This is a genomic window from Bacillus sp. SDLI1, from assembly GCF_001553895.1.
GTDB classification, from domain to species: domain Bacteria; phylum Bacillota; class Bacilli; order Bacillales; family Bacillaceae; genus Bacillus; species Bacillus siamensis.
Map to the genome: position 1 here is coordinate 1,847,825 of NZ_CP013950.1, position 18,639 is coordinate 1,866,463.

Sequence of the window (18,639 nt, forward strand, 5' to 3'; positions counted from 1 at the left end):
GTGACAATTTAGGCGGTGTGGGTTTTTTCTTTACCATTCACTGCGAAACATGTTACAGTTAGTTCGATAATATTCGAACTATAACAAATAAACCCAATCAGGAGGAATAACAATGATCGTCTTACAGGCTTACATGAAAGTAAAAGCGGATAAACGCGAGGAATTTTTAGGAGAAGCGCAATCACTTCTTCAGCATTCACGTGCGGAAGAAGGAAATGTGCAATACGATCTTTTCGAAAAAATCGGTGAAGAAAATACGTTCGTCATGCTTGAACAATGGAAAGATGAAGAAGCGATGAAATTCCACAACGCCACTGACCATTTCCAAGGATTCGTGGCAAAAGCAAAAGAAGTGCTGAGTGCGCCGCTTGACGTCGTCCGCACAGAGCTGTCAGAGTAACGAAAGGATGAATAACATGAACGAAGTCCTTCAATTATTAACAGACCACCGTTCCATCCGCAGCTACACAGATGAGCCCGTATCAGATGAACAGCTGGATCTTATCATTCAAGCCGCTCAGGCAGCGCCGACTTCCATTAACGGCCAGCAATTTACCGTTATTGCGGTGAAAGATAAGGAACGAAAGAAAAAAATATCCGAATTGGCGGGCGGCCAGCCGTGGATTGACCAAGCGCCGGTTTTCCTTTTATTCTGCGCTGATTTTAACCGCGCCAAAATTGCGCTTGAAGAATACAATGATACGCCGCTTGAGATCACGAACGGTTTAGAGTCCGTTCTTGTCGGCGCCGTAGACGTCGGGATTGCGCTCGGTACGGCAACAGCCGCGGCTGAATCAATGGGACTCGGCACTGTGCCGATCGGAGCCGTGCGCGGCAAGCCGGATGAACTCATTGAAATGCTGAAACTCCCGAAATACGTTTTCCCGGTTTCCGGTCTCGTCATCGGCCATCCGGCAGACCGCTCCGCGAAAAAACCGCGTCTGCCGCAAGCAGCCGTTCTGCATCATGAAACGTATCAAGAGGAAGATTTAAGAACACATATCGAAGCCTATGACAAGCAGATGTCCGAATACATGAAAAACCGCACAGGCGGACAGGAAACAAGAAACTGGTCACAAGGCATCACCTCCTACTATAAGCAGCTTTATTATCCGCACATTCGTGAAATGCTTGAAAAACAAGGGTTTAAAACGGATAAATAAGCGCATCAGCCTGCCGGAAACGCTCCGGCAGGTTTTTTCTTTTTCTCAAACAAAAGCGTTGACACTGCGCAAAAATTTTTGTTAATATTTTCATCATATACTCATTGGTTTTCTGTGAACCGATGGGTTTTCTATTGTGACGAAAGAAGGAATCTGGGCTTATGAATGATAAGAAAACGGATATTCTGCTGGCGGCAAGAAAGCTTTTTTCGGGGAGAAGCTTTTCGTCGGTATCGATGCAGGCGATTGCTGAGGAGTGCAAAGTCTCCAAAGCATCTTTATATAAGCTGTTTGAATCGAAGGAAGACCTGCTTCTGGAGCTGCTCGATTTTAACCAGAAACAGATGGTAGCGGCCGCTTCACTATTAAATGAAGAAACAAGCCTGTCCCCTGAGGAACGGTTTGCCAAAAAACTGATGGCTGAGCTTGAAGGCTTCAGGCGCAATCAGCAGTTTTTTAATATGCTGATGTACGGAAGCCCTTCCTCTATTAATGACCGGGTAAAACGGCATATTCACAGGGCCCGTTCCACTTTTATCTGCTGGCATCGCGATTCACTGATTCAGACGTACGGCGAAGACATCATTCCTTATGTATGGGAGCTGGTGATTGTCCTGCAGGGGCTCCTGAGAGAATGCATCACGCTGATTAAGCTGGAAAAAGAACCGCTCGACCTGAAGCCTCTCACGGAGTTTATCATCCGCCATCTCAATCTCATCGTCGAAAACAGGAAAACCGAAACCGCTTTGCCGCAGGAGATGATTGACCTTTATATCGCCTCCGCTTCCTCATTTAAGCCGAAAGACAAAACCGTATTGCTGGCTGAAAGCCTGAAGGAGCTGAAAGAAGCCGTCTCAGCCCTTCCTGAGGAGAAATATGATGCCGCGGGTCTCGCTTCCGCGGCGGCCATGCTGGAGAAAGAATCAGCGGACAAACAGCCGCGGGATTTTCTCATAAAAGCGCTCATCGGTTATTTGGAACAGGCCGGACCGCTGCACCAGCCGCTTGCAGCCGTTAAAACATTGCTCAAACTATAAAGAAAGAAGGAATCAGCTTGAATAAGAGTATTAAAACTGCACCGTACAACCGCTCTGTCATTGTCGGGATTCTTTTGGCGGGAGCGTTCGTCGCCATTTTGAACCAGACGCTGCTTATTACGGCGCTGCCGCACATTATGAATGACTTCAATATAGACGCCAACAAAGCGCAATGGCTGACAACATCGTTTATGCTGACGAACGGGATTTTAATCCCGATTACCGCGTTTTTAATAGAGAAATTTACGAGCCGCACCCTCTTGATTTCCGCCATGAGTATTTTCACGGCCGGAACCATTGTCGGCGCATTCGCTCCGAACTTTCCGGTATTGTTAACGGCCCGGATTATCCAAGCGGCCGGCGCCGGAATTATGCTGCCGCTCATGCAGACGGTATTTCTCACGATTTTCCCGATTGAAAAGCGCGGCCGCGCAATGGGTATGGTCGGCTTGGTGATCTCGTTCGCGCCGGCAATCGGCCCGACGCTTTCCGGATGGGCGGTCGAAGCATTCTCTTGGCGCTCTTTGTTTTATATCATCTTTCCGATCGCGGTCATCGATTTGCTTTTAGCGATTATTCTGATGAAAAATGTCACGACATTACGAGAAACACAGATTGATATTTTATCCGTGATCTTATCGACCCTCGGATTCGGCGGTCTGCTTTACGGCTTCTCAAGCGCCGGTTCATCAGGGTGGACCAGTACTGAAGTGCTGGCCTCGCTGCTTGTCGGAGCGGTCGCGCTGATTTTCTTTATCGCAAGACAGATGAAGCTCAAAAAACCGATGCTGGAATTCCGCGTGTTTTCCTTCGGGATTTTCAGCCTGACCACCCTGCTCGGCACGCTTGTTTTCGCGCTGCTGATCGGAACGGAAACCATTCTCCCGCTCTACACGCAGAAGGTCCGGGGCGTATCCGCGTTTGATACCGGATTAATGCTTTTGCCGGGCGCGGTTGTGATGGGGATGATGTCTCCGTTTATCGGCCGGATTTTTGACAAAATCGGCGGAAAGGGCCTTGCGATGACCGGATTCTTTATCATCCTGCTCACGTCCCTGCCGTTTATGAATCTGACGGACTCGACTTCTCTCATTTGGATTGTCGTCGTTTATACCGCGCGGCTTTTGGGAACAGCCATGATTATGATGCCGGTGACGACAGCGGGAATCAACGCCCTGCCGCGCCACTTAATTCCGCACGGCACAGCCATGAACAATACCGTCCGCCAAATCGGCGGTTCTATCGGTACGGCGCTGCTAGTTTCCGTGATGAGCAGCCAGGCGGCGCACGCAAATGCGACAACTCCGGCAAACGCCGCCCTGCACGGCATGAATGCGGCATTTGTCGTAGCCGCCTGCATCGCGCTGGCCGGCTTCCTTCTATCTTTTATAATGAAGAAAAAACCGCGTCAGCCCGAGCAGCAGCAGGCCGTCACGCGTTAAACCCAGAAGAACCCGATCACGTATGTGACCGGGTTCTTTTTTTACTTCTCGATTCCGTCTTTTACTTCTTTCACCATTTGCGCCATGGATTCCAGGCCGCCTCCTGATAAATACCATGTAGCTGAGTCAAGGTAGACAACATGGTTGTTTTTCACGGCTTTCACCGATTTTACATAATCATTTTCAACCACTTGTTTCGTTGAAGATTTTGTGCCGATCGCTGTTCCGCGGTCAACGACAAACATGTAATCAGGGTTTGTTTTGGCGATATATTCATAGGAAATGCTTTGTCCGTGCAGTGATGCTTCGATGTTTTTGTCAGCCGGTTTAACGCCGAACACATCATGAATGAAGCCGTATCTTGATTTAGATCCGAACGCGCTGATTTTGCCGTCGTTCGCCATCACCACTAGACCGTTTTTATCCGTGCTGCTTGTCTTTTTCTTCAGATCGGCAATGGACTTGTCAATTTTCGCAAGCTTATCTTTCACTTCATTTTCTTTGTTAAAGATTTTGCCGATCACTTCGGTGTTGTGTTTGAATGTGTCAACGTAGTTTGTATAGTCATCATCGAGATAAATCGTCGGCGCGATTTTTGAGAACTCTTTATAAGAATCAGATTGTCTGTGGGCGATAATGATTAAATCCGGATCTATATCTGCGACTTTTTCAAAATCCGGTTCTTTTAAACCGCCTGTATTGGCGTATTTATCACTATTATATGAAGATAAGTATTTTGGAAGGTTTTGTTTCGGAAGTCCTGCCACATGATCCTGTAAACCGAGTTCATCCATCGTGTCCAGCATTCCGAAGTTGAATACGACGACTTTTTTCGGGTTCTTCGGCACTTTGACTCCTTCTTTGTTCATGTCGTCCTTAATCGTGACCATTTCTTTTGATTTGCCGGATGTTTTGTCCCCGTTTCCGCATGCAGAAACAACAAAAATCGTAACTAGCGCAATGAATAGCAATGCGAATTTTTTCATGTCTCTCACCTCATCTGGTTTTTAAGAAAAATACACACCGATCCGCTGACTGTCAATCTCTTGAATCGGAATGGTCATATCATAAATGTCTTCAAGCACGGAAGTGTCAATAATCTCCTCCGCCGGCCCTTCTTTGACGATCCGGCCGTTTTTCAGAGCAACGATATGGTCTGAGTATACGGAAGCGAAGTTGATATCATGAATCACTACGACGACCGTTTTTCCGAAGTCCTCCACAAGCCGCTTCAACAGCTTCATCATTTCAACGGAATGCTTCATATCTAAATTGTTCAGCGGCTCATCGAGAAAAATATAATCCGTATCCTGAGCGATAATCATCGCGATAAACGCCCTCTGGCACTGGCCTCCGCTGAGCTGATCGAGATATTTATCCTTTAAGTCGTCAAGCTTCATATAACTGAGGGCCTGGTTGATGTGCACCCAATCCTCATCCGTCAGCTTCCCCTGGGAATACGGAAATCGGCCGAAGCTGACCAGGTCTTTAATCGTCAGCCTGATATTGATTTGGTTCGTCTGCTTCAGGATGCTGATTTTTTTCGCCAGATCATTGCTTTTGCAGGAACCGATCTCTTGCCCGTCAACCGTGATTTCTCCGGAATCCGTCTTAATCAGCCGGCTCATGATAGACAGCAGCGTGCTTTTTCCCGCGCCGTTCGGACCGATAAACGAGGTCAGCCTGCCCTTTTGAATGGAAAGAGACGTTTTCTCAAGGACAACTTTCCCGCCGTATTGTTTGCTTACATTTTTGACCTCTACCATGATTTATTCTCCTTTAACAGCAGATAGATAAAATAAATCCCGCCGGCAAAATTAATGATGACGCTCAGCGTCGTGGAAAACGTAAACACTTTTTCCACGACGAACTGGCCTCCGACAAGCGCGATGATGCTGATCAGAACAGACCCCGCGATTAAATACGTGTGCCTGAAGGTTTTTAAAAACTCTCTCGCCAGATTGACGACAAGCAGTCCTAAAAACATAATCGGCCCGACAAGAGCCGTAGAGACAGACACAAGAACAGCGACGACAATGAGCATCTGTTTCACAAGCTTATCGTAATCAATCCCAAGGTTGACGGCGTGTTCCCTGCCGAGCGACAGCACGTCAAAAAACCGCGTGAACCGCCAGACATAAATGCCTGTCAGAAGAAAGACGGCACCGGCAAATCCTAAAAGATCGGTGTTGATATTGTTAAAGCTGGCAAACATTTTGTCCTGAACAACCTGAAACTCATTCGGATCAATCAGCATCTGCATAAAGGATGACAGACTGTTGAACAGCGTGCCGAACACGACGCCGACAAGCAGAAGGAAAAACACGTTCCGCCCCTCGCCTTTAAACATGAGCTGATACAAAACGAGTGACAAGAGCACCATCAGCCCGACGGAGATGACGAAATTAAGGTTTTTGTTCATCATGACGATATTCATTGAACCGAACAGAAATACGATGACGGTCTGAATGAGCATATACAGGGAATCGAGGCCTAGGATGCCCGGTGTCAGTATGCGGTTATTTGTAATCGTCTGGAAGATGACCGTTGAAAATGCGATCGCTCCCCCGGTGAGCATCATGGCAAGCACTTTGAAGCACCGTCTCGGCAGGGAGTATTCCCAGTTGCCCAGTCCGTAGAACAAAAAGAATCCGATACATATCATGGCGAGCGCCGCCAGCAGCGTAATTTTTTTATTATGACTCATATGCTTTTCTCCTTAACAGCATATACAGGAAGATGCCGCTGCCGATCACACCGACCATCAGGCCGATGGAAATTTCGTAAGGGAAGATGATCACCCTTCCCAAAATGTCGCAAAACAGCACAAAAACAGCGCCCAAGAGAGCTGTGTGGGGCAGACTGCTCCTCAGGTTGTCCCCTTTGTAGATCGACACGATATTGGGAATGATCAAACCGAGAAACGGCAGCATCCCGACGGTCAGAATCACAAGTGAAGCGATAAGCGACACGATAATCAGACCGATATTGACGACGCGTTTGTATTTCAGGCCGAGATTGACGGAAAAGCTCTCTCCCATTCCCGCCACCGTAAATTTATCCGCATAGACATAAGCGATGATCAAAAGCGGGATACTCAGATATAAAAGCTCGTACCGGCCTTTGACGACCAATGAGAAATCCCCCTGCAGCCAGGACGACAGATTTTGGATCAGATCGTATTTATACGCGATAAACGTGGCGACTGAACTGACGATATTCCCAAGCATTAAACCGACGAGAGGAATAAAAATCGCATCATTAAACTTGATTCTCTCGAGGATTTTCATGAACAGGAAATTTCCCGCCAACGCGAAAATAAAAGCGATAGACATTTTTACAAGCGGACTCGCTGACGTAAAAAGCATTAATGAAATCAAAATCCCGAGCCTTGCCCAGTCCATCGTTCCCGCAGTCGTCGGCGATACAAATTTATTCCGGCTGATCTGCTGCATGATTAATCCGCAGATGCTCAGGCTCATGCCGGCAATAATAATGCTCACCAAACGCGGCAGCCGGCTGTCAAATAATGTACTTGCCTGTTCTTTATTTAAATGAAAAATATCCAGCGGCGACAAGTCTTCTACACCGATAAAAATAGAAGTACACGCCAATACCGCCAGTAGCAAAAGTAAGTAACGTAGCTTCATGCTGCCTCCCCGCACCCATCACAAACGGTATGACTCATTGCCAAACAACTCCCATATATCCCCACTCGTAATGATTATCATTATCAACGACAATTATAATCTTATCATCTTTCCAAGCGCAGTCAATACGGTTTTGCTTTTTAAAAGCGGTCATCCGCGGGCCGTACACTAAATTCTTTTACAATCAGTCTATCAAGAATTTGCAGGATTTACTATAACCTTCATTTGGCTGCTTATCATTTTTTGCACAGGATGACACACTTTAAGGAAGCAAATCTGACAAACAGCGATGAAATTCCTCTCTGTGAATACAAATGTGCTTTCCACGTAGAAAAAACCCTTGATTTACCTCTTTGAAAGAGAGATAATAAAAATTAAATTTGTGAGAAAATTTAAATATTAGGGGATGTAAATCATGAAAGTTGTAAAATTCGGAGGCAGCTCCCTTGCGTCAGGAGCCCAGCTTGAGAAAGTGTTTCAAATCGTGACGGCCGATCCCGCGCGGAAAGCCGTCGTCGTATCGGCGCCGGGAAAACGCTTCTCGGACGATACAAAGGTGACGGATCTGTTAATCCGGTGTGCGGAGCATTATTTGCAAAAAGGAGCGGCTCCCGAGCTTGCCGAAGCGGTCATTGAGCGGTACGCCGCCATCGCACACGAGCTGGATCTCGATCCCTCTATTATAGAAAGAATCCGCCGTGACTTATTCGCTCTCTTAAACAGCAGCAAAGCCAATCCCGATCAGTATATGGATGCGGTGAAAGCGAGCGGCGAAGACAATAACGCGAAGCTGATCGCGGCCTACTTCCGCAGGCAGGGCGTGAAAGCCGAATACGTAAGCCCGAAAGAAGCGGGGCTGTTTGTAACGAATGAACCCGGCAGCGCGCAGGTGCTCCCTGAGTCTTATGATCATTTGTACCGTCTGAGAAACCGTGAAGGCTTGATCATTTTTCCTGGTTTTTTCGGCTATACGAAGGAGAATGAGATTGTGACGTTTTCCCGAAGCGGTTCAGATATTACCGGCTCCATTCTCGCCAACGGCTTAAAGGCCGATCTGTACGAAAACTTTACCGATGTGGACGCCGTCTATTCCGTCAACCCGTCGATCGTGCAGCACCCGAAAGAAATTAACGAACTGACGTATCGGGAAATGCGTGAGCTCTCCTATGCCGGGTTTTCCGTTTTTCATGATGAAGCGCTGATTCCCGCTTTTCGGGCCGGCATCCCCGTTCAGATTAAAAACACGAATAACCCTGATGCGAAAGGAACGCGCGTCGTCAGCAGCCGTGACAATACGAACGGGCCTGTCATCGGCATCGCAAGCGACACGGGCTTTTGCAGCATCTACATAAGCAAATATTTAATGAACCGGGAAATCGGCTTCGGCCGCAAAGCCCTTCACATTTTGGAGGAAGAAGGATTGACGTATGAGCACGTTCCATCTGGGATTGACGATATCACAATCATCCTTCGGCACAATCAGATGGACTTAGAGCTGGAAGAGAAGCTCGTCACCCGTCTGAAGCAGGAACTTCAAGCAGATGAAGTCACCGTCAGGCACAATCTGGCGCTGATTATGGTAGTTGGCGAAGCGATGCGCCATAATGTCGGCACAACCGCCAGGGCATCCAAAGCGCTGTCGGGAGCCGGCGTCAACATCGAGATGATCAATCAGGGATCATCGGAAGTCAGCATGATGTTCGGGGTGAAAGAAGAACAGGAAAAACACGCGGTGCGGGCGCTGTATGACGAATTTTTCGCCGGGGTCCTACTCTCATAGGGCACAGCCTCTTTTTTCTCTTGTCCACTACTATCCCTTACAAAACAGCTTCTGAAACATATTGTATGGTATAGACAATATGGAGGTGAAGCATAATGGGATACTCTGGAGAAGGAATTAGCTCTTTCGCTTTGATCGTTGTTTTATTTATCCTGTTAGTCATTGTAGGTACTGCCTTTGTTGGCGGTTTCTAAGCATCACTCCGTCTATATGAGGACGCTGCGGGTTTTGACCTGCGGCGTTTTCTTTTTTTCTTTGAGCCGCTTCCATGCACGCAAAAAAAACTGCCGAGAACATTCTCAGGCAGTCTTTTCCTTTGTTCAGGTTATTTTCTTCTCACGTCATTCCTCTTTCAGTTACATGGAAGTCAGCCTGATCTGTCTGGCCTGCACCTGCAACTGTAAAAATCGCGGCGGCTGCTAAACAAATAACAAACCATTTAGATTTCAATTTCATACAAACCCTCACTCCTTTGTATTTGTTTTCTTGCCTCTTCGACTTTCAGAAAATAGTCAGAAGAAATTTTAAAGCAATTTTGTTCATAGTAATATTTAGCTGCTTCTAGTGCTAAATCCTCTATATCGGCGTACAAATTTTTATTCTCCAGGTAACGGAAACATGCGCTGATTTTTTCCTCATCCGGTTTCGCCTGATACAGAGCCTGCAGCCATTCGAATTTTACCGTGTAAACGGGATCGTCTGTTTCTTTAGCATATTCATATCCCCGCCTGTGATATTCCGACGCTTTATCTTTTTTTCCGAGTTTAAAGTAAATGAGTGTGATTAGAAAATATGCTTGAGGAAGAGAATTGACGATTCTTTGTGATTCAAATGTATCAACCGCCCGTTCAAAGTAAGGAATCGCTTCGTCGGTGCGGTCCTGATTGTAGTAGCACAGTCCGAGGTTATACAGCGCCCTCCCGACAAGCTGCGCTTTTTGTTCTTTTTCAGCCATTTGCAGAGCGTGCTGAAAATGTTTGGCCGCCTGTTCAAAACGTCTTTCATCCATTAAATTGACGCCGAACACAAAATGGCATTGAATGATCCGGACGTTGTATGTGTCCTGCTCTACGTAAATTTCATAAGCATTCTTTATATGTATCAAAGAAAAATACGTTTGTTTCATATGATAATAAGCTTCGGCCACCTTAAAATAAAACTCTGCCCGCTCCACGTGGTCCGATACGAAGGCCAATTTTTTCTCAGCCTGTTTATAATACGTAATCGCTGATATAAATTCTCTTTTATCAAATTCAAACATGCCTTTGAAAAAGTTGACGTAATAATCGAGAAGCCCTTTGAGCCCGGCCTGGCTGTTATCAATGTTATCAAGAATTTCCGACAGGGTCGGCTGGTCTTCTATCTTCAGTTTTTCCAGCGGCTCCAAGTAGTCCAGCATCAGCTGATGGCGAAATTCCATGAGGGAATAATAAAGCACCAAGTTCGAATCAGGCTCCATATGGTCAAGCTCTTGTTTGATCTCGGCCTTCAAGATCTCCGCATCCGGCACGCTGAATGTTCTTATGTATCGATACCACTCGTTAATCTTCTGCCCGACTGCTGAAGAAGGAATTAACCCGCTCTTCATTCCTTCACCCTCCCCATCCAAGACCTGTTTACCAGTTATTTTATCACGTTTCCGTGTCTTTCCATCCCGAAAAACACGCAAACTTTGTTTCGGCAGAGCGCAATTTTTCGCAGTGAAGATGAAACAGCCGGCAGCCGAACAGGACTGCCGGTTTTAAAATGATTCATGTTTCGTATTCAGCGGAAGGCGGATTGTAAAGGTTGTGCCTTTTCCCTTTTCGCTGTCAATGTCTATCGTGCCTTTGTGCATTTCGACGAGCTGCCTGACGATGGACAGGCCGAGTCCGTATTCGCCGTATGCCGTATTCGTTCGGGACACATCTGCCTTATAAAAACGCTCCCATATGTGCTCGATTTCTTCTTTAGAAATACCGATTCCGGTGTCTTCGATTTCAATAACCGTTTCCTTATAGCCTTCATACCCGCGCAGCGTAATGTCTCCGTTTTGCGTAAATTGAATGCTGTTTTTCGTAATGTTGACGAGAATCTGGATCAGCCTGTCATAATCGGCGAACACTTTGACGCCGTCCTCCGCTTCAATCCGGAGCCGATTTTGTTTTTCCTCGGCCTGCTGATTGAGATGCTCTTTAATAATTTCAAACACCTCGATGAGCGGCAGGCTCAGCTTGTCCAGCTTGATTTGCTGGGATCTGATTTTTTCATAATCCAGGTTTTCTTTCACGAGCCTGAGCATCCGCTTCGTTTCTTCACTGATCAGCGAGAAGCATTTCTCTTTATCTTTTTCCGGGATGGTGTTGCTGTTAAGGCCCTCCACCAGCCCGTTAATGGTCGTCAAAGGCGTTCTCAGCTCATGGGAAACATCGGCGATAAATTGGCGCCTCCGCTTTTCAAGGCGGTCAATCTGCTCTCTCGATTGCTTCAGATTTTTAGCCATCGTATTGAAATCGGACGCCAGCATGCCGATTTCATCGCCGCCGCTGTTCTTGAGCGAAATATCGTAATCACCGCAAGCCACTTTTCCCGTCGCATCCCGCAATGTCTGAATCCGCTTGACGTGAAACTTAGATAAAAGCCAGCTTAACAGAATCGTGATGATAAGGGTGCTGATAATCGCGTAAATCATATAGCGGTTGACCTGGCTGATCATCTGCTCGACCCCTCTGACAGGAGACACGAGCAGCACCGCGCCTTTAAATTGATTGTTGATAAAAAGCGGTTTTGCGACGAGCGATACTTCTAAGCCTTCCGTATTAAAACGATTCATCTCCGCTCTGATCTGAACGGTTTTCCCTTGCTTCAGCATGCGCCACTCTTTACTTTTCAGCTTCTCGCGCGGCGGCATATCATCAGGAAAAAAGTAAGGCCGCTGATGTTCATCAAAAATAATAAACCTTGTCTCGCGCGTTTTTAACATGTCCTGATACGGATACAAGCGGCGCAGATCAAGTTCGCGCCCGTTCAGCTCACTTGTGATCTGTTGGGCATAGGATGACAGCTCATCCACTTTGTTTTGATACGCAAAATCTTTCACAAAATGTGAAAACAGGGAAATGATGATGAAAAAGGCCAAAATCAAAATGCTGACATGGCTCAGCAGCAGCTGATATAAGTATTTAATCCTCATCAAATTTGTACCCTACCCCCCACACCGTGTATAAAAACGTTTTTTCGTCACTGGACAGTTTTTTGCGCAGCCGTTTAATATGAACATCAACCGTACGTTCATCGCCGTAAAATTGATAGCCCCACACCTGCTCAAGCAGCTGCTCTCTTGAAAAAACCTGACGCGGGTTCTGTGCGAGATAAAAGAGCAGATCAAATTCCTTCGGTGTCAGATTCTCGACAGCCTTTCCGTGCAGAAACACTTCCCGCGTCTTCTTATTGATTGAGAAACACGCCGTTTCGATCAAGTCATCGCTTTTTACGGCCTGCCCCGTCGCCCGGTATCTTCTGATCACCGCTTTAATCCGCGCTACAAGCGTCAGCGGGCTGAACGGCTTGGTGACATAGTCGTCGGCCCCCATTTCAAACCCGATCACCTGATCAGACTCCGTGTCCTTTGCGGTCAGCATAATAATCGGCACACTGCTCGTCTCTCTTATTTTCCGGCAGATCGTCACTCCATCCATGGACGGAAGCATAATGTCCAGAATGACCAAATCCCACTCCTCTTCTGTGAACCGCTGATAGCCTTCCACTCCGTCATGGACAAATTCGGCTTCAAATCCTTCTTTAAAAAAGAACATTTCCGTCATGGTGCATACGCTTATATTGTCTTCTATCATTAATATCTTCATTGGTTCCTCCGCTTATCTTGACGCTTTTACTTATAATAGCACCATTTTACCCGGATATTTTCGCGTTTCACAATTGTTAGTTTTTATTTCATCACCCGGAAATAGTTTGTTCATATTTTTTTCATACATTTCTCCTACTATATACATATCGGATGACCGGTGCTAAAGAAGGCCGGTTTTACAAGATCTGACACCCACACGGAGGAACCGACATGAACTTTATAAAAAGAGCCTTTTGGAGCATGAAGGCAAAAAAGGGGAAAACATTTTTGCAGCTGGTTGTGTTTTCAGTGATTTGCATTTTTGTCCTGTCCGGTCTTACGATTCAAACTGCGGCAAAGAAATCAAGCGAACTGGCAAGGCAGCAGCTCGGCGGAAGCGTCACACTCCAGGCTGACCGCCAAAAGCAAATGGCGCAGCAGCAAAAAGACGGTGAAAAGAGGTCGTTTGAGTCAACGCCTATTTCCGTCTCGGATGCAAAGAAGCTTACATCCTTACAGCACGTTAAAAATTACAACTTTCTCACGACAGCGTCAGCAAATGCAGAAAGCTTTGAGGCGATTGAAAGCTCAGACGAGTCAGCCAATAATAATTCCGGCGGCAGCCGTTTTCAAGGCGGCGGCGGAAGACAGATGATTTCAGCGGACATTTCGATCGAGGGCGTGCTCTCTGCGGCATTGCTTGACGATTTCACGAGCGGCGGCTCAAAAATTACTGACGGACGCAATATCACAAAAACAGATGCGGACGCAAAAGTCGCCGTGATCAATGAAACGCTGGCAGATCAAAACAAGCTGAAGGTCGGCAGCTCCATTACGGTTTCCTCAGCAGCGGATGATTCGGTGAAAACGAAGCTTCAAATTGTGGGAATCTATAAAACAACATCATCAGGAGACGATCAGGCACAGCATTTTTCATTCTTAAATCCTGACAATAAAATCTATACACCTTACACCGCCGCGGCGGCGTTAAAAGGATCTGATAACAAAAACAACATCAGTTCAGCCGTTTATTACATGGATGATGCCAAATATATTGACTCATTCGTTGCGGCTGCGAAAAAAACATCCATAGATTATAACACCTACACGCTGACGGCGAACGATCAGGTGTATCAGCAAATGGTCGGCCCGATTGAAAATGTCGCATCGTTTTCTAAAAGCGTGGTGTATCTGGTATCCATCGCGGGCGCGGTCATTCTCGGATTAATCGTGATGATGTCGATCAGGGAACGCAAATATGAAATGGGTGTCTTAATGGCGATCGGTGAAAAGCGCTGGAAGCTCATCGGACAATTTTTAACGGAAATTCTGGCTGTCGCTGTCATTGCCATCGGCATCGCATCCGCAGCAGGCAGCCTTGTGGCGAATCAGCTCGGAAACCAGCTTCTTTCCCAGCAGATCAGCTCAGCCGATGATTCACAGCAGCAATCAGCAGGCGGCTGGGGCGGCGGAGAAATGTCGCACAGAGGCGGCATGTTCGGCCAGCATTCATCCAGCGCGGACGTCATCAGTACGATGCAGGTAAACGTCTCGCTGAATGATCTTCTGATTCTTGGCGGAATCGGCATCGCGATTGCCGTCATCGCCACACTACTGCCGTCTGTATCAGTCATGCGGCTTCATCCTAAAACCATTCTGACCAAGCAGGAATAAGAGGAGGCAGCGTAATGAGCTTATTAACCTTTCAGCAGGCCGGCTATTGGTACAAAGACAAAACACAGCCGCTGTTTCAGAATATAACGATCAGCTTTGAAAAAGAGAAGTTTTATACAATTGCCGGCGCCTCCGGAACGGGAAAAACCACGTTTCTGTCACTGGCGGGCGGCCTTGATACACCTAAAGAGGGAAGCATCCTTTATAACGGAGAAGACATCTCCAAAATCGGATTAACCAAATTCAGAAATCAATATGTTTCTATCGTCTTTCAATCTTATAATCTGATCCCGTATATGACGGCGCTCCAGAACGTCACAACGGCGATGGAGATTACCGGTTCTAAGGAGAAAAACAAAGATGCGTTCGCGCTCAGCATGCTGGAAAGGGTCGGCATCACGGAACAGCAGGCCCGACAGCGGGTGCTGACATTAAGCGGAGGGCAGCAGCAGCGGGTTTCGATTGCGCGGGCTTTCTGCTGTGACACGGATTTGATTTGCGCGGACGAGCCGACGGGAAATCTCGACGAGGATACGTCAAAGGAAATCGTCCGGCTCTTTCAGGACCTGGCGCATAAAGGCGGCAAATGCGTCATCATGGTCACGCACGACGAACAAATCGCCAAAGTTTCGGATATCAACATCCGCTTATCAAGAGGATGTTTTACGGTAAAAGCAAATGGCACGGCCGTTTCCTGATACCGCGCCCCTGCCAGCGCAGACAGGGGCGCACCCTATATCCCCCTATTCAATAGAAGTGAACGTAAAAAAAGCGAGGGCTGCATCCCCTCGCTTTTTTTATTTATATCAGCTGTAAATAGCGTTCAATATTTGATTGACCGGCTGCTTTAATCAATTCTTCCGCCTTTTCCTCTTCCCCCGGCAAAGCGAGCCGGAGTTTGTCTTCAATGTCTTTTTCAGAAAGACCGTTTCCCGGCGCTCCCTTCGGACAGTCGATACGTGTTTCATAGACATGATTGCCGGAAGCCGTGACCCGTACAATTGTAAAACGGCCCTTCGGAACGGCGTTGTCAGCCGGCTGAATTTGATCATCATAGCTTCGGTGAATCCTCGCAAACCCCTTTTGAAGGGATTCCGGAATCGGCTCGGAGGTAAAGTGTTTTGCTGAAAAATCTTTACCGTGCAGAGCCAGGGCAATCACATATTCCACACTGAAGCGGCCCGCTTCGCCTGTTTTCGGACGCCGTTCTGTCAATGCGGCATCCCCGCCCGGCGGATAAATAACGTCGGTCCGTTCCATTTGGCCGAAAGTGAGACCGTGCTCAGCCTTCAGCTTGAGAATGGCGTCCGCCGCGTGATGGGCTGCCGAACAAAACGGATAAACCTTAAACCAAAGCCCCGGGCTCACAATCCGCCAAGGTTTTCCCCACCCGTTTAAAAGCAGGGTTTCTGCCCGTTCAAGATCGCCGTACAGTCCGAAGAAGCCTTTCTCCCCGTCAAGCGCATGATCCGACCCGCCAAAACCGGCCTTCGCAAGCTTTACGGCGAACAACCCGGCTTGAGCGGCCAGTCCGGCATGAAGCGGCTTCATTTCTGTCCCGAACTGCACCCGCATGCCTCCGGAACGGGCGGCCGCAAAGCCGATCGCTTTTTGCAATTCGTTTTGATTGAGGTTCTCCGCGAAACCGACGGCGCAGGCCGCCGCAATCGCGCCTAACGTTCCCGTATTGTGCCAGCCTTTCTCGTAATGGTGTCTTCCCGCTGACTCACCGAGCCGCGCCATCACTTCGATGCCTGTCACGTAAGCACCGAGAAAACGACTTTCGTCTATATGGCCGGATGATGCCGCTGCGATCAGAGCCGGAAGGATGACCGCGCTCGGATGTCCTCTTACATCAGAATGAACATCGTCAAAATCAAGCGCATGGGCAATGAATCCGTTAATCAGCGCGGATTGGGACGGCGTTGTTTTTTGATTTCTGCCGATAAGCGGAGCTGTCGGCGCCCCGCCTTCTTCTTCGGCCAGTTTAATCAGCTTCTCAATGCCTTTATCCCGTCTCCCGGCAAAGGCTGCCGCTGTAAAATCAAGCAGGCCTTTGCGCGCTTCTTTCATCGCTTCGGCGGATGTTTCCGGTACAGACGACATGACGGCCTGAGCAAGCCCGGCCGTCAGATGTTCCGTATTCATTCCGCTTGCTCCAATACATTAACGGCCAGCCGGGCAAAAAACTCAGCCGCTTTCGGGAGCGCTTTTTCGTCGAGTGTGAAGGCGGGATGGTGCCATTCTTCCGTTCCGTTTGTTCCCATCCAGACGAAGAAGCCGGGGATTTTTTCTTGATATAACGCGAAGTCTTCCCCGCCGGGAGACTGTTCTGCCCGAACCGTTTGAAGCCCGAGATCTTCAGCCGTCTGTTCCGCCGTCTGGATGAAACGGGCGTCGTTCATCACTGACGGAAGGTAAGGATACCAGCGGAATTCGGCTTCTGCCCCGAATCCGGCCGCGATTCCTTCGGCAACCCGCTTCATATGTTTCGGAACAGCGTCACGCGCTTCTTTTTGAAACGTCCGGACGGTGCCTTCCATTTCCACATGGTCCGGGATGACATTCCAAGAGCTGCCGCCTTGAACCCTTGTGATGCTGACGACGGCATTGTGAAGCGAGCTGATATTTCTGCTGACAACTGATTGCAGGCCGCCGATGATCTGCCCTGCCGCCTGAATCGGATCAATGCTGTTATCAGGGATTCCGGCGTGGCCGCCTTTTCCTTTAACAGTGATTTCAAAGCGGTCCACACTCGCCATCAGCGGGCCTTCTTTCAGGCCGACCGTGCCGACGGGGAGGTCGGGTTTGTTATGCATGCCGAATATTGCCGATACACCGTCAAGCGCGCCGGCTTCAATGACCTGTCTCGCTCCGGCGGCGATTTCTTCCGCGGGCTGAAAAATAAACCGCACCGTTCCTTTCAGCTCGTGCTTTCTCTCATTTAATAAGAAAGCCGTGCCGAGAATAGATGCCGTATGGAAGTCGTGGCCGCAGGCATGCATGACGCCGCTGTTTCGCGAAGCAAACGGAAGGTTTGTTTTCTCTTCGATCGGCAATGCGTCAATGTCCGCTCTGACGGCGATGACCGGGCCGCTTTTGTCTCCTTTGATTTCGGCGATCACTCCGGTTTGAAGTTTCGGAACATCAAGAACCGTGATCCCCTCTTCCTCCAGCCAGCGGCGGATTTTATTCGTCGTTTCGTATTCCTCGCCTGACAGCTCAGGGTGTTCATGAAGGTCGCGGCGGATATTGATTAAACATTTGTTTAATGATTCATACGTTTCTCTTGCCATTTCTTCTTCGTCCCTTCCTATACAAGCTCAGCAGGCTCTCCCACTTGCTTTATAAATTTTTTCGTCCGTTCGTTCTGCGGATTGTCAAACAGCTCTTCCGGTGTTCCCTGCTCGATGATGCGTCCGTCCGCCATAAAAATGACCTGGTCGGCCACTTCACGCGCAAAAGCCATCTCATGCGTGACGATGACCATGGTTGTCTGTTTTTCGGCAATTGATTTGATGACTTGAAGCACCCCGGTTACAAGCTCAGGGTCAAGGGCCGAAGTCGGTTCATCCAGTAAAATCGCGTGAGGGTCAACGGCCAAAGCACGCGCAATGCCGATCCGCTGCTGCTGCCCGCCTGACATCGTAATCGGGTAGCTGTCCGCTTTTTGCTCTAAACCGACTTGCCGCAGCAGATCCATCCCGATCTGTTCCGCTTCTTTTTTCGGTTTCTTTTGCGCGGTGATCAGCGCTTCTGTCACGTTTTGCAGCGCGGTTTTGTTTTTGAAGAGATTGTAATTCTGAAACACCATCGCCGTCTGCTGGCGAAGCTTGTGTACGTCTTTGCGCGAATAGGACACTGCATTCAGCTTGGCATCACCGATTTCAATGATGCCGTCATCCGGGCGCTCCAGCAGATTCAGGCAGCGGAGGAGCGTTGATTTTCCCGAGCCGGACGGGCCTATAATGGCCGTGACTTCGCCGCTTTTGATCTCAAGATCGATCCCGTCAAGTACGGTAAGGTCTTTAAATGCTTTTCGAATATGTCTGACTTGTATCATCCTG

Annotated in this window: 19 protein-coding genes; 8 read left to right on the top strand and 11 right to left on the bottom strand. The window is 48.2% G+C overall.

Features of this window, described 5'->3' with window-relative positions; translation table 11 throughout:
* The first annotated feature begins 112 nt into the window (after window positions 1–112).
* The 4 genes from AUL54_RS08785 to AUL54_RS08800 all read left to right on the top strand — a co-directional run bounded on the left by AUL54_RS08785 (window position 113) and on the right by AUL54_RS08800 (window position 3,642).
* The gene (locus AUL54_RS08785; protein WP_060963601.1) at window positions 113–400 is read left to right on the top strand and encodes a putative quinol monooxygenase; all 288 of its coding nucleotides are present in this window, start codon (window positions 113–115) and stop codon (window positions 398–400) included.
* 16 nt (window positions 401–416) lie between these two features.
* The gene (gene nfsA / locus AUL54_RS08790) at window positions 417–1,163 is read left to right on the top strand and encodes an oxygen-insensitive NADPH nitroreductase (protein ID WP_060963602.1); all 747 of its coding nucleotides are present in this window, start codon (window positions 417–419) and stop codon (window positions 1,161–1,163) included.
* Window positions 1,164–1,324: 161 nt separating this feature from the next.
* Window positions 1,325–2,200 (top strand): TetR/AcrR family transcriptional regulator, encoded by an 876-nt coding sequence (locus AUL54_RS08795; protein ID WP_060963603.1) that lies wholly within the window; start codon window positions 1,325–1,327, stop codon window positions 2,198–2,200.
* 17 nt (window positions 2,201–2,217) lie between these two features.
* Complete coding sequence (locus AUL54_RS08800) at window positions 2,218–3,642, top strand: MDR family MFS transporter (RefSeq protein ID WP_060963604.1); 1,425 nt, start codon at window positions 2,218–2,220, stop codon at window positions 3,640–3,642.
* A gap of 41 nt (window positions 3,643–3,683) precedes the next feature.
* Here the strand turns inward: AUL54_RS08800 and AUL54_RS08805 are convergent, their stop codons facing one another.
* From AUL54_RS08805 to AUL54_RS08820, 4 genes are read right to left on the bottom strand one after another with little or no spacing between them, the layout of a single operon-like run.
* On the bottom strand, window positions 3,684–4,628 hold the full coding sequence (locus tag AUL54_RS08805) for a siderophore ABC transporter substrate-binding protein (protein ID WP_060963605.1): 945 nt from the start codon (window positions 4,626–4,628) through the stop codon (window positions 3,684–3,686).
* 21 nt (window positions 4,629–4,649) lie between these two features.
* Complete coding sequence (locus AUL54_RS08810; RefSeq protein WP_047476235.1) at window positions 4,650–5,408, bottom strand: iron ABC transporter ATP-binding protein; 759 nt, start codon at window positions 5,406–5,408, stop codon at window positions 4,650–4,652.
* Window positions 5,402–6,349, bottom strand: a complete 948-nt coding sequence (locus AUL54_RS08815) for an iron chelate uptake ABC transporter family permease subunit (RefSeq protein ID WP_045926247.1) — start codon at window positions 6,347–6,349, stop codon at window positions 5,402–5,404. The genes AUL54_RS08810 and AUL54_RS08815 overlap by 7 nt, the downstream gene beginning before the upstream one ends.
* A complete protein-coding gene (locus tag AUL54_RS08820) occupies window positions 6,339–7,292 on the bottom strand; it encodes an ABC transporter permease (protein ID WP_060963606.1) in 954 nt (317 codons plus the stop codon). Before AUL54_RS08820 ends, AUL54_RS08815 begins: the two co-directional genes overlap by 11 nt.
* A gap of 415 nt (window positions 7,293–7,707) precedes the next feature.
* On the opposite strand from AUL54_RS08820, the gene AUL54_RS08825 reads away from it, so the two are divergent.
* Complete coding sequence (locus AUL54_RS08825; RefSeq protein WP_060963607.1) at window positions 7,708–9,072, top strand: aspartate kinase; 1,365 nt, start codon at window positions 7,708–7,710, stop codon at window positions 9,070–9,072.
* Window positions 9,073–9,167: 95 nt separating this feature from the next.
* Window positions 9,168–9,266 carry a YjcZ family sporulation protein gene (locus AUL54_RS20670; RefSeq protein WP_016937260.1) on the top strand — a complete coding sequence of 33 codons (99 nt, stop codon included), beginning with the start codon at window positions 9,168–9,170 and terminating at the stop codon, window positions 9,264–9,266.
* A gap of 142 nt (window positions 9,267–9,408) precedes the next feature.
* Here AUL54_RS20670 and AUL54_RS08830 read toward each other — a convergent pair whose 3' ends face one another.
* From AUL54_RS08830 to AUL54_RS08845, 4 genes are all read right to left on the bottom strand, one after another.
* Window positions 9,409–9,528, bottom strand: a complete 120-nt coding sequence (locus AUL54_RS08830; RefSeq protein WP_016937261.1) for a phosphatase RapC inhibitor PhrC — start codon at window positions 9,526–9,528, stop codon at window positions 9,409–9,411.
* Window positions 9,512–10,660 (bottom strand): response regulator aspartate phosphatase, encoded by a 1,149-nt coding sequence (locus AUL54_RS08835; protein WP_045926250.1) that lies wholly within the window; start codon window positions 10,658–10,660, stop codon window positions 9,512–9,514. Before AUL54_RS08835 ends, AUL54_RS08830 begins: the two co-directional genes overlap by 17 nt.
* A gap of 153 nt (window positions 10,661–10,813) precedes the next feature.
* Complete coding sequence (locus tag AUL54_RS08840) at window positions 10,814–12,247, bottom strand: two-component system sensor histidine kinase YclK (protein ID WP_162492439.1); 1,434 nt, start codon at window positions 12,245–12,247, stop codon at window positions 10,814–10,816.
* Window positions 12,234–12,917 (bottom strand): response regulator transcription factor, encoded by a 684-nt coding sequence (locus AUL54_RS08845; RefSeq protein WP_060963609.1) that lies wholly within the window; start codon window positions 12,915–12,917, stop codon window positions 12,234–12,236. The genes AUL54_RS08840 and AUL54_RS08845 overlap by 14 nt, the downstream gene beginning before the upstream one ends.
* Window positions 12,918–13,129: 212 nt before the next feature.
* Here AUL54_RS08845 and AUL54_RS08850 point away from each other — a divergent pair, with 212 nt between their 5' ends.
* Window positions 13,130–14,572 (top strand): ABC transporter permease, encoded by a 1,443-nt coding sequence (locus tag AUL54_RS08850; RefSeq protein ID WP_060963610.1) that lies wholly within the window; start codon window positions 13,130–13,132, stop codon window positions 14,570–14,572.
* A 14-nt stretch (window positions 14,573–14,586) separates the two neighbouring features.
* Window positions 14,587–15,270 carry an ABC transporter ATP-binding protein gene (locus tag AUL54_RS08855; protein ID WP_060963611.1) on the top strand — a complete coding sequence of 228 codons (684 nt, stop codon included), beginning with the start codon at window positions 14,587–14,589 and terminating at the stop codon, window positions 15,268–15,270.
* Between the two features lie 103 nt (window positions 15,271–15,373).
* Here the strand turns inward: AUL54_RS08855 and AUL54_RS08860 are convergent, their stop codons facing one another.
* Genes AUL54_RS08860 through AUL54_RS08870 form a run of 3 tightly spaced genes read right to left on the bottom strand, consistent with a single transcriptional unit; the run spans window position 15,374 to window position 18,635 of the window.
* Window positions 15,374–16,720, bottom strand: a complete 1,347-nt coding sequence (locus AUL54_RS08860; protein ID WP_060963612.1) for an MmgE/PrpD family protein — start codon at window positions 16,718–16,720, stop codon at window positions 15,374–15,376.
* A complete protein-coding gene (locus AUL54_RS08865; RefSeq protein WP_060963613.1) occupies window positions 16,717–17,868 on the bottom strand; it encodes a M20 peptidase aminoacylase family protein in 1,152 nt (383 codons plus the stop codon). The genes AUL54_RS08860 and AUL54_RS08865 overlap by 4 nt, the downstream gene beginning before the upstream one ends.
* A gap of 17 nt (window positions 17,869–17,885) precedes the next feature.
* A complete protein-coding gene (locus AUL54_RS08870) occupies window positions 17,886–18,635 on the bottom strand; it encodes an amino acid ABC transporter ATP-binding protein (RefSeq protein ID WP_060963614.1) in 750 nt (249 codons plus the stop codon).
* Window positions 18,636–18,639: the final 4 nt, after the last annotated feature.

What these genes read in the sequence shown, in the direction of transcription:
- AUL54_RS08785 (WP_060963601.1), top strand. Translation starts at nt 113, where the DNA reads ATGATCGTCTTACAGGCTTACATGAAAGTAAAAGCGGATAAACGCGAG.
- nfsA (WP_060963602.1), top strand. Translation starts at nt 417, where the DNA reads ATGAACGAAGTCCTTCAATTATTAACAGACCACCGTTCCATCCGCAGC.
- AUL54_RS08795 (WP_060963603.1), top strand. Translation starts at nt 1,325, where the DNA reads ATGAATGATAAGAAAACGGATATTCTGCTGGCGGCAAGAAAGCTTTTT.
- AUL54_RS08805 (WP_060963605.1), bottom strand. Translation starts at nt 4,628, where the DNA reads ATGAAAAAATTCGCATTGCTATTCATTGCGCTAGTTACGATTTTTGTT.
- AUL54_RS08810 (WP_047476235.1), bottom strand. Translation starts at nt 5,408, where the DNA reads ATGGTAGAGGTCAAAAATGTAAGCAAACAATACGGCGGGAAAGTTGTC.
- AUL54_RS08815 (WP_045926247.1), bottom strand. Translation starts at nt 6,349, where the DNA reads ATGAGTCATAATAAAAAAATTACGCTGCTGGCGGCGCTCGCCATGATA.
- AUL54_RS08820 (WP_060963606.1), bottom strand. Translation starts at nt 7,292, where the DNA reads ATGAAGCTACGTTACTTACTTTTGCTACTGGCGGTATTGGCGTGTACT.
- AUL54_RS08825 (WP_060963607.1), top strand. Translation starts at nt 7,708, where the DNA reads ATGAAAGTTGTAAAATTCGGAGGCAGCTCCCTTGCGTCAGGAGCCCAG.
- AUL54_RS20670 (WP_016937260.1), top strand. Translation starts at nt 9,168, where the DNA reads ATGGGATACTCTGGAGAAGGAATTAGCTCTTTCGCTTTGATCGTTGTT.
- AUL54_RS08830 (WP_016937261.1), bottom strand. Translation starts at nt 9,528, where the DNA reads ATGAAATTGAAATCTAAATGGTTTGTTATTTGTTTAGCAGCCGCCGCG.
- AUL54_RS08835 (WP_045926250.1), bottom strand. Translation starts at nt 10,660, where the DNA reads ATGAAGAGCGGGTTAATTCCTTCTTCAGCAGTCGGGCAGAAGATTAAC.
- AUL54_RS08845 (WP_060963609.1), bottom strand. Translation starts at nt 12,917, where the DNA reads ATGAAGATATTAATGATAGAAGACAATATAAGCGTATGCACCATGACG.
- AUL54_RS08850 (WP_060963610.1), top strand. Translation starts at nt 13,130, where the DNA reads ATGAACTTTATAAAAAGAGCCTTTTGGAGCATGAAGGCAAAAAAGGGG.
- AUL54_RS08855 (WP_060963611.1), top strand. Translation starts at nt 14,587, where the DNA reads ATGAGCTTATTAACCTTTCAGCAGGCCGGCTATTGGTACAAAGACAAA.
- AUL54_RS08860 (WP_060963612.1), bottom strand. Translation starts at nt 16,720, where the DNA reads ATGAATACGGAACATCTGACGGCCGGGCTTGCTCAGGCCGTCATGTCG.
- AUL54_RS08865 (WP_060963613.1), bottom strand. Translation starts at nt 17,868, where the DNA reads ATGGCAAGAGAAACGTATGAATCATTAAACAAATGTTTAATCAATATC.
- AUL54_RS08870 (WP_060963614.1), bottom strand. Translation starts at nt 18,635, where the DNA reads ATGATACAAGTCAGACATATTCGAAAAGCATTTAAAGACCTTACCGTA.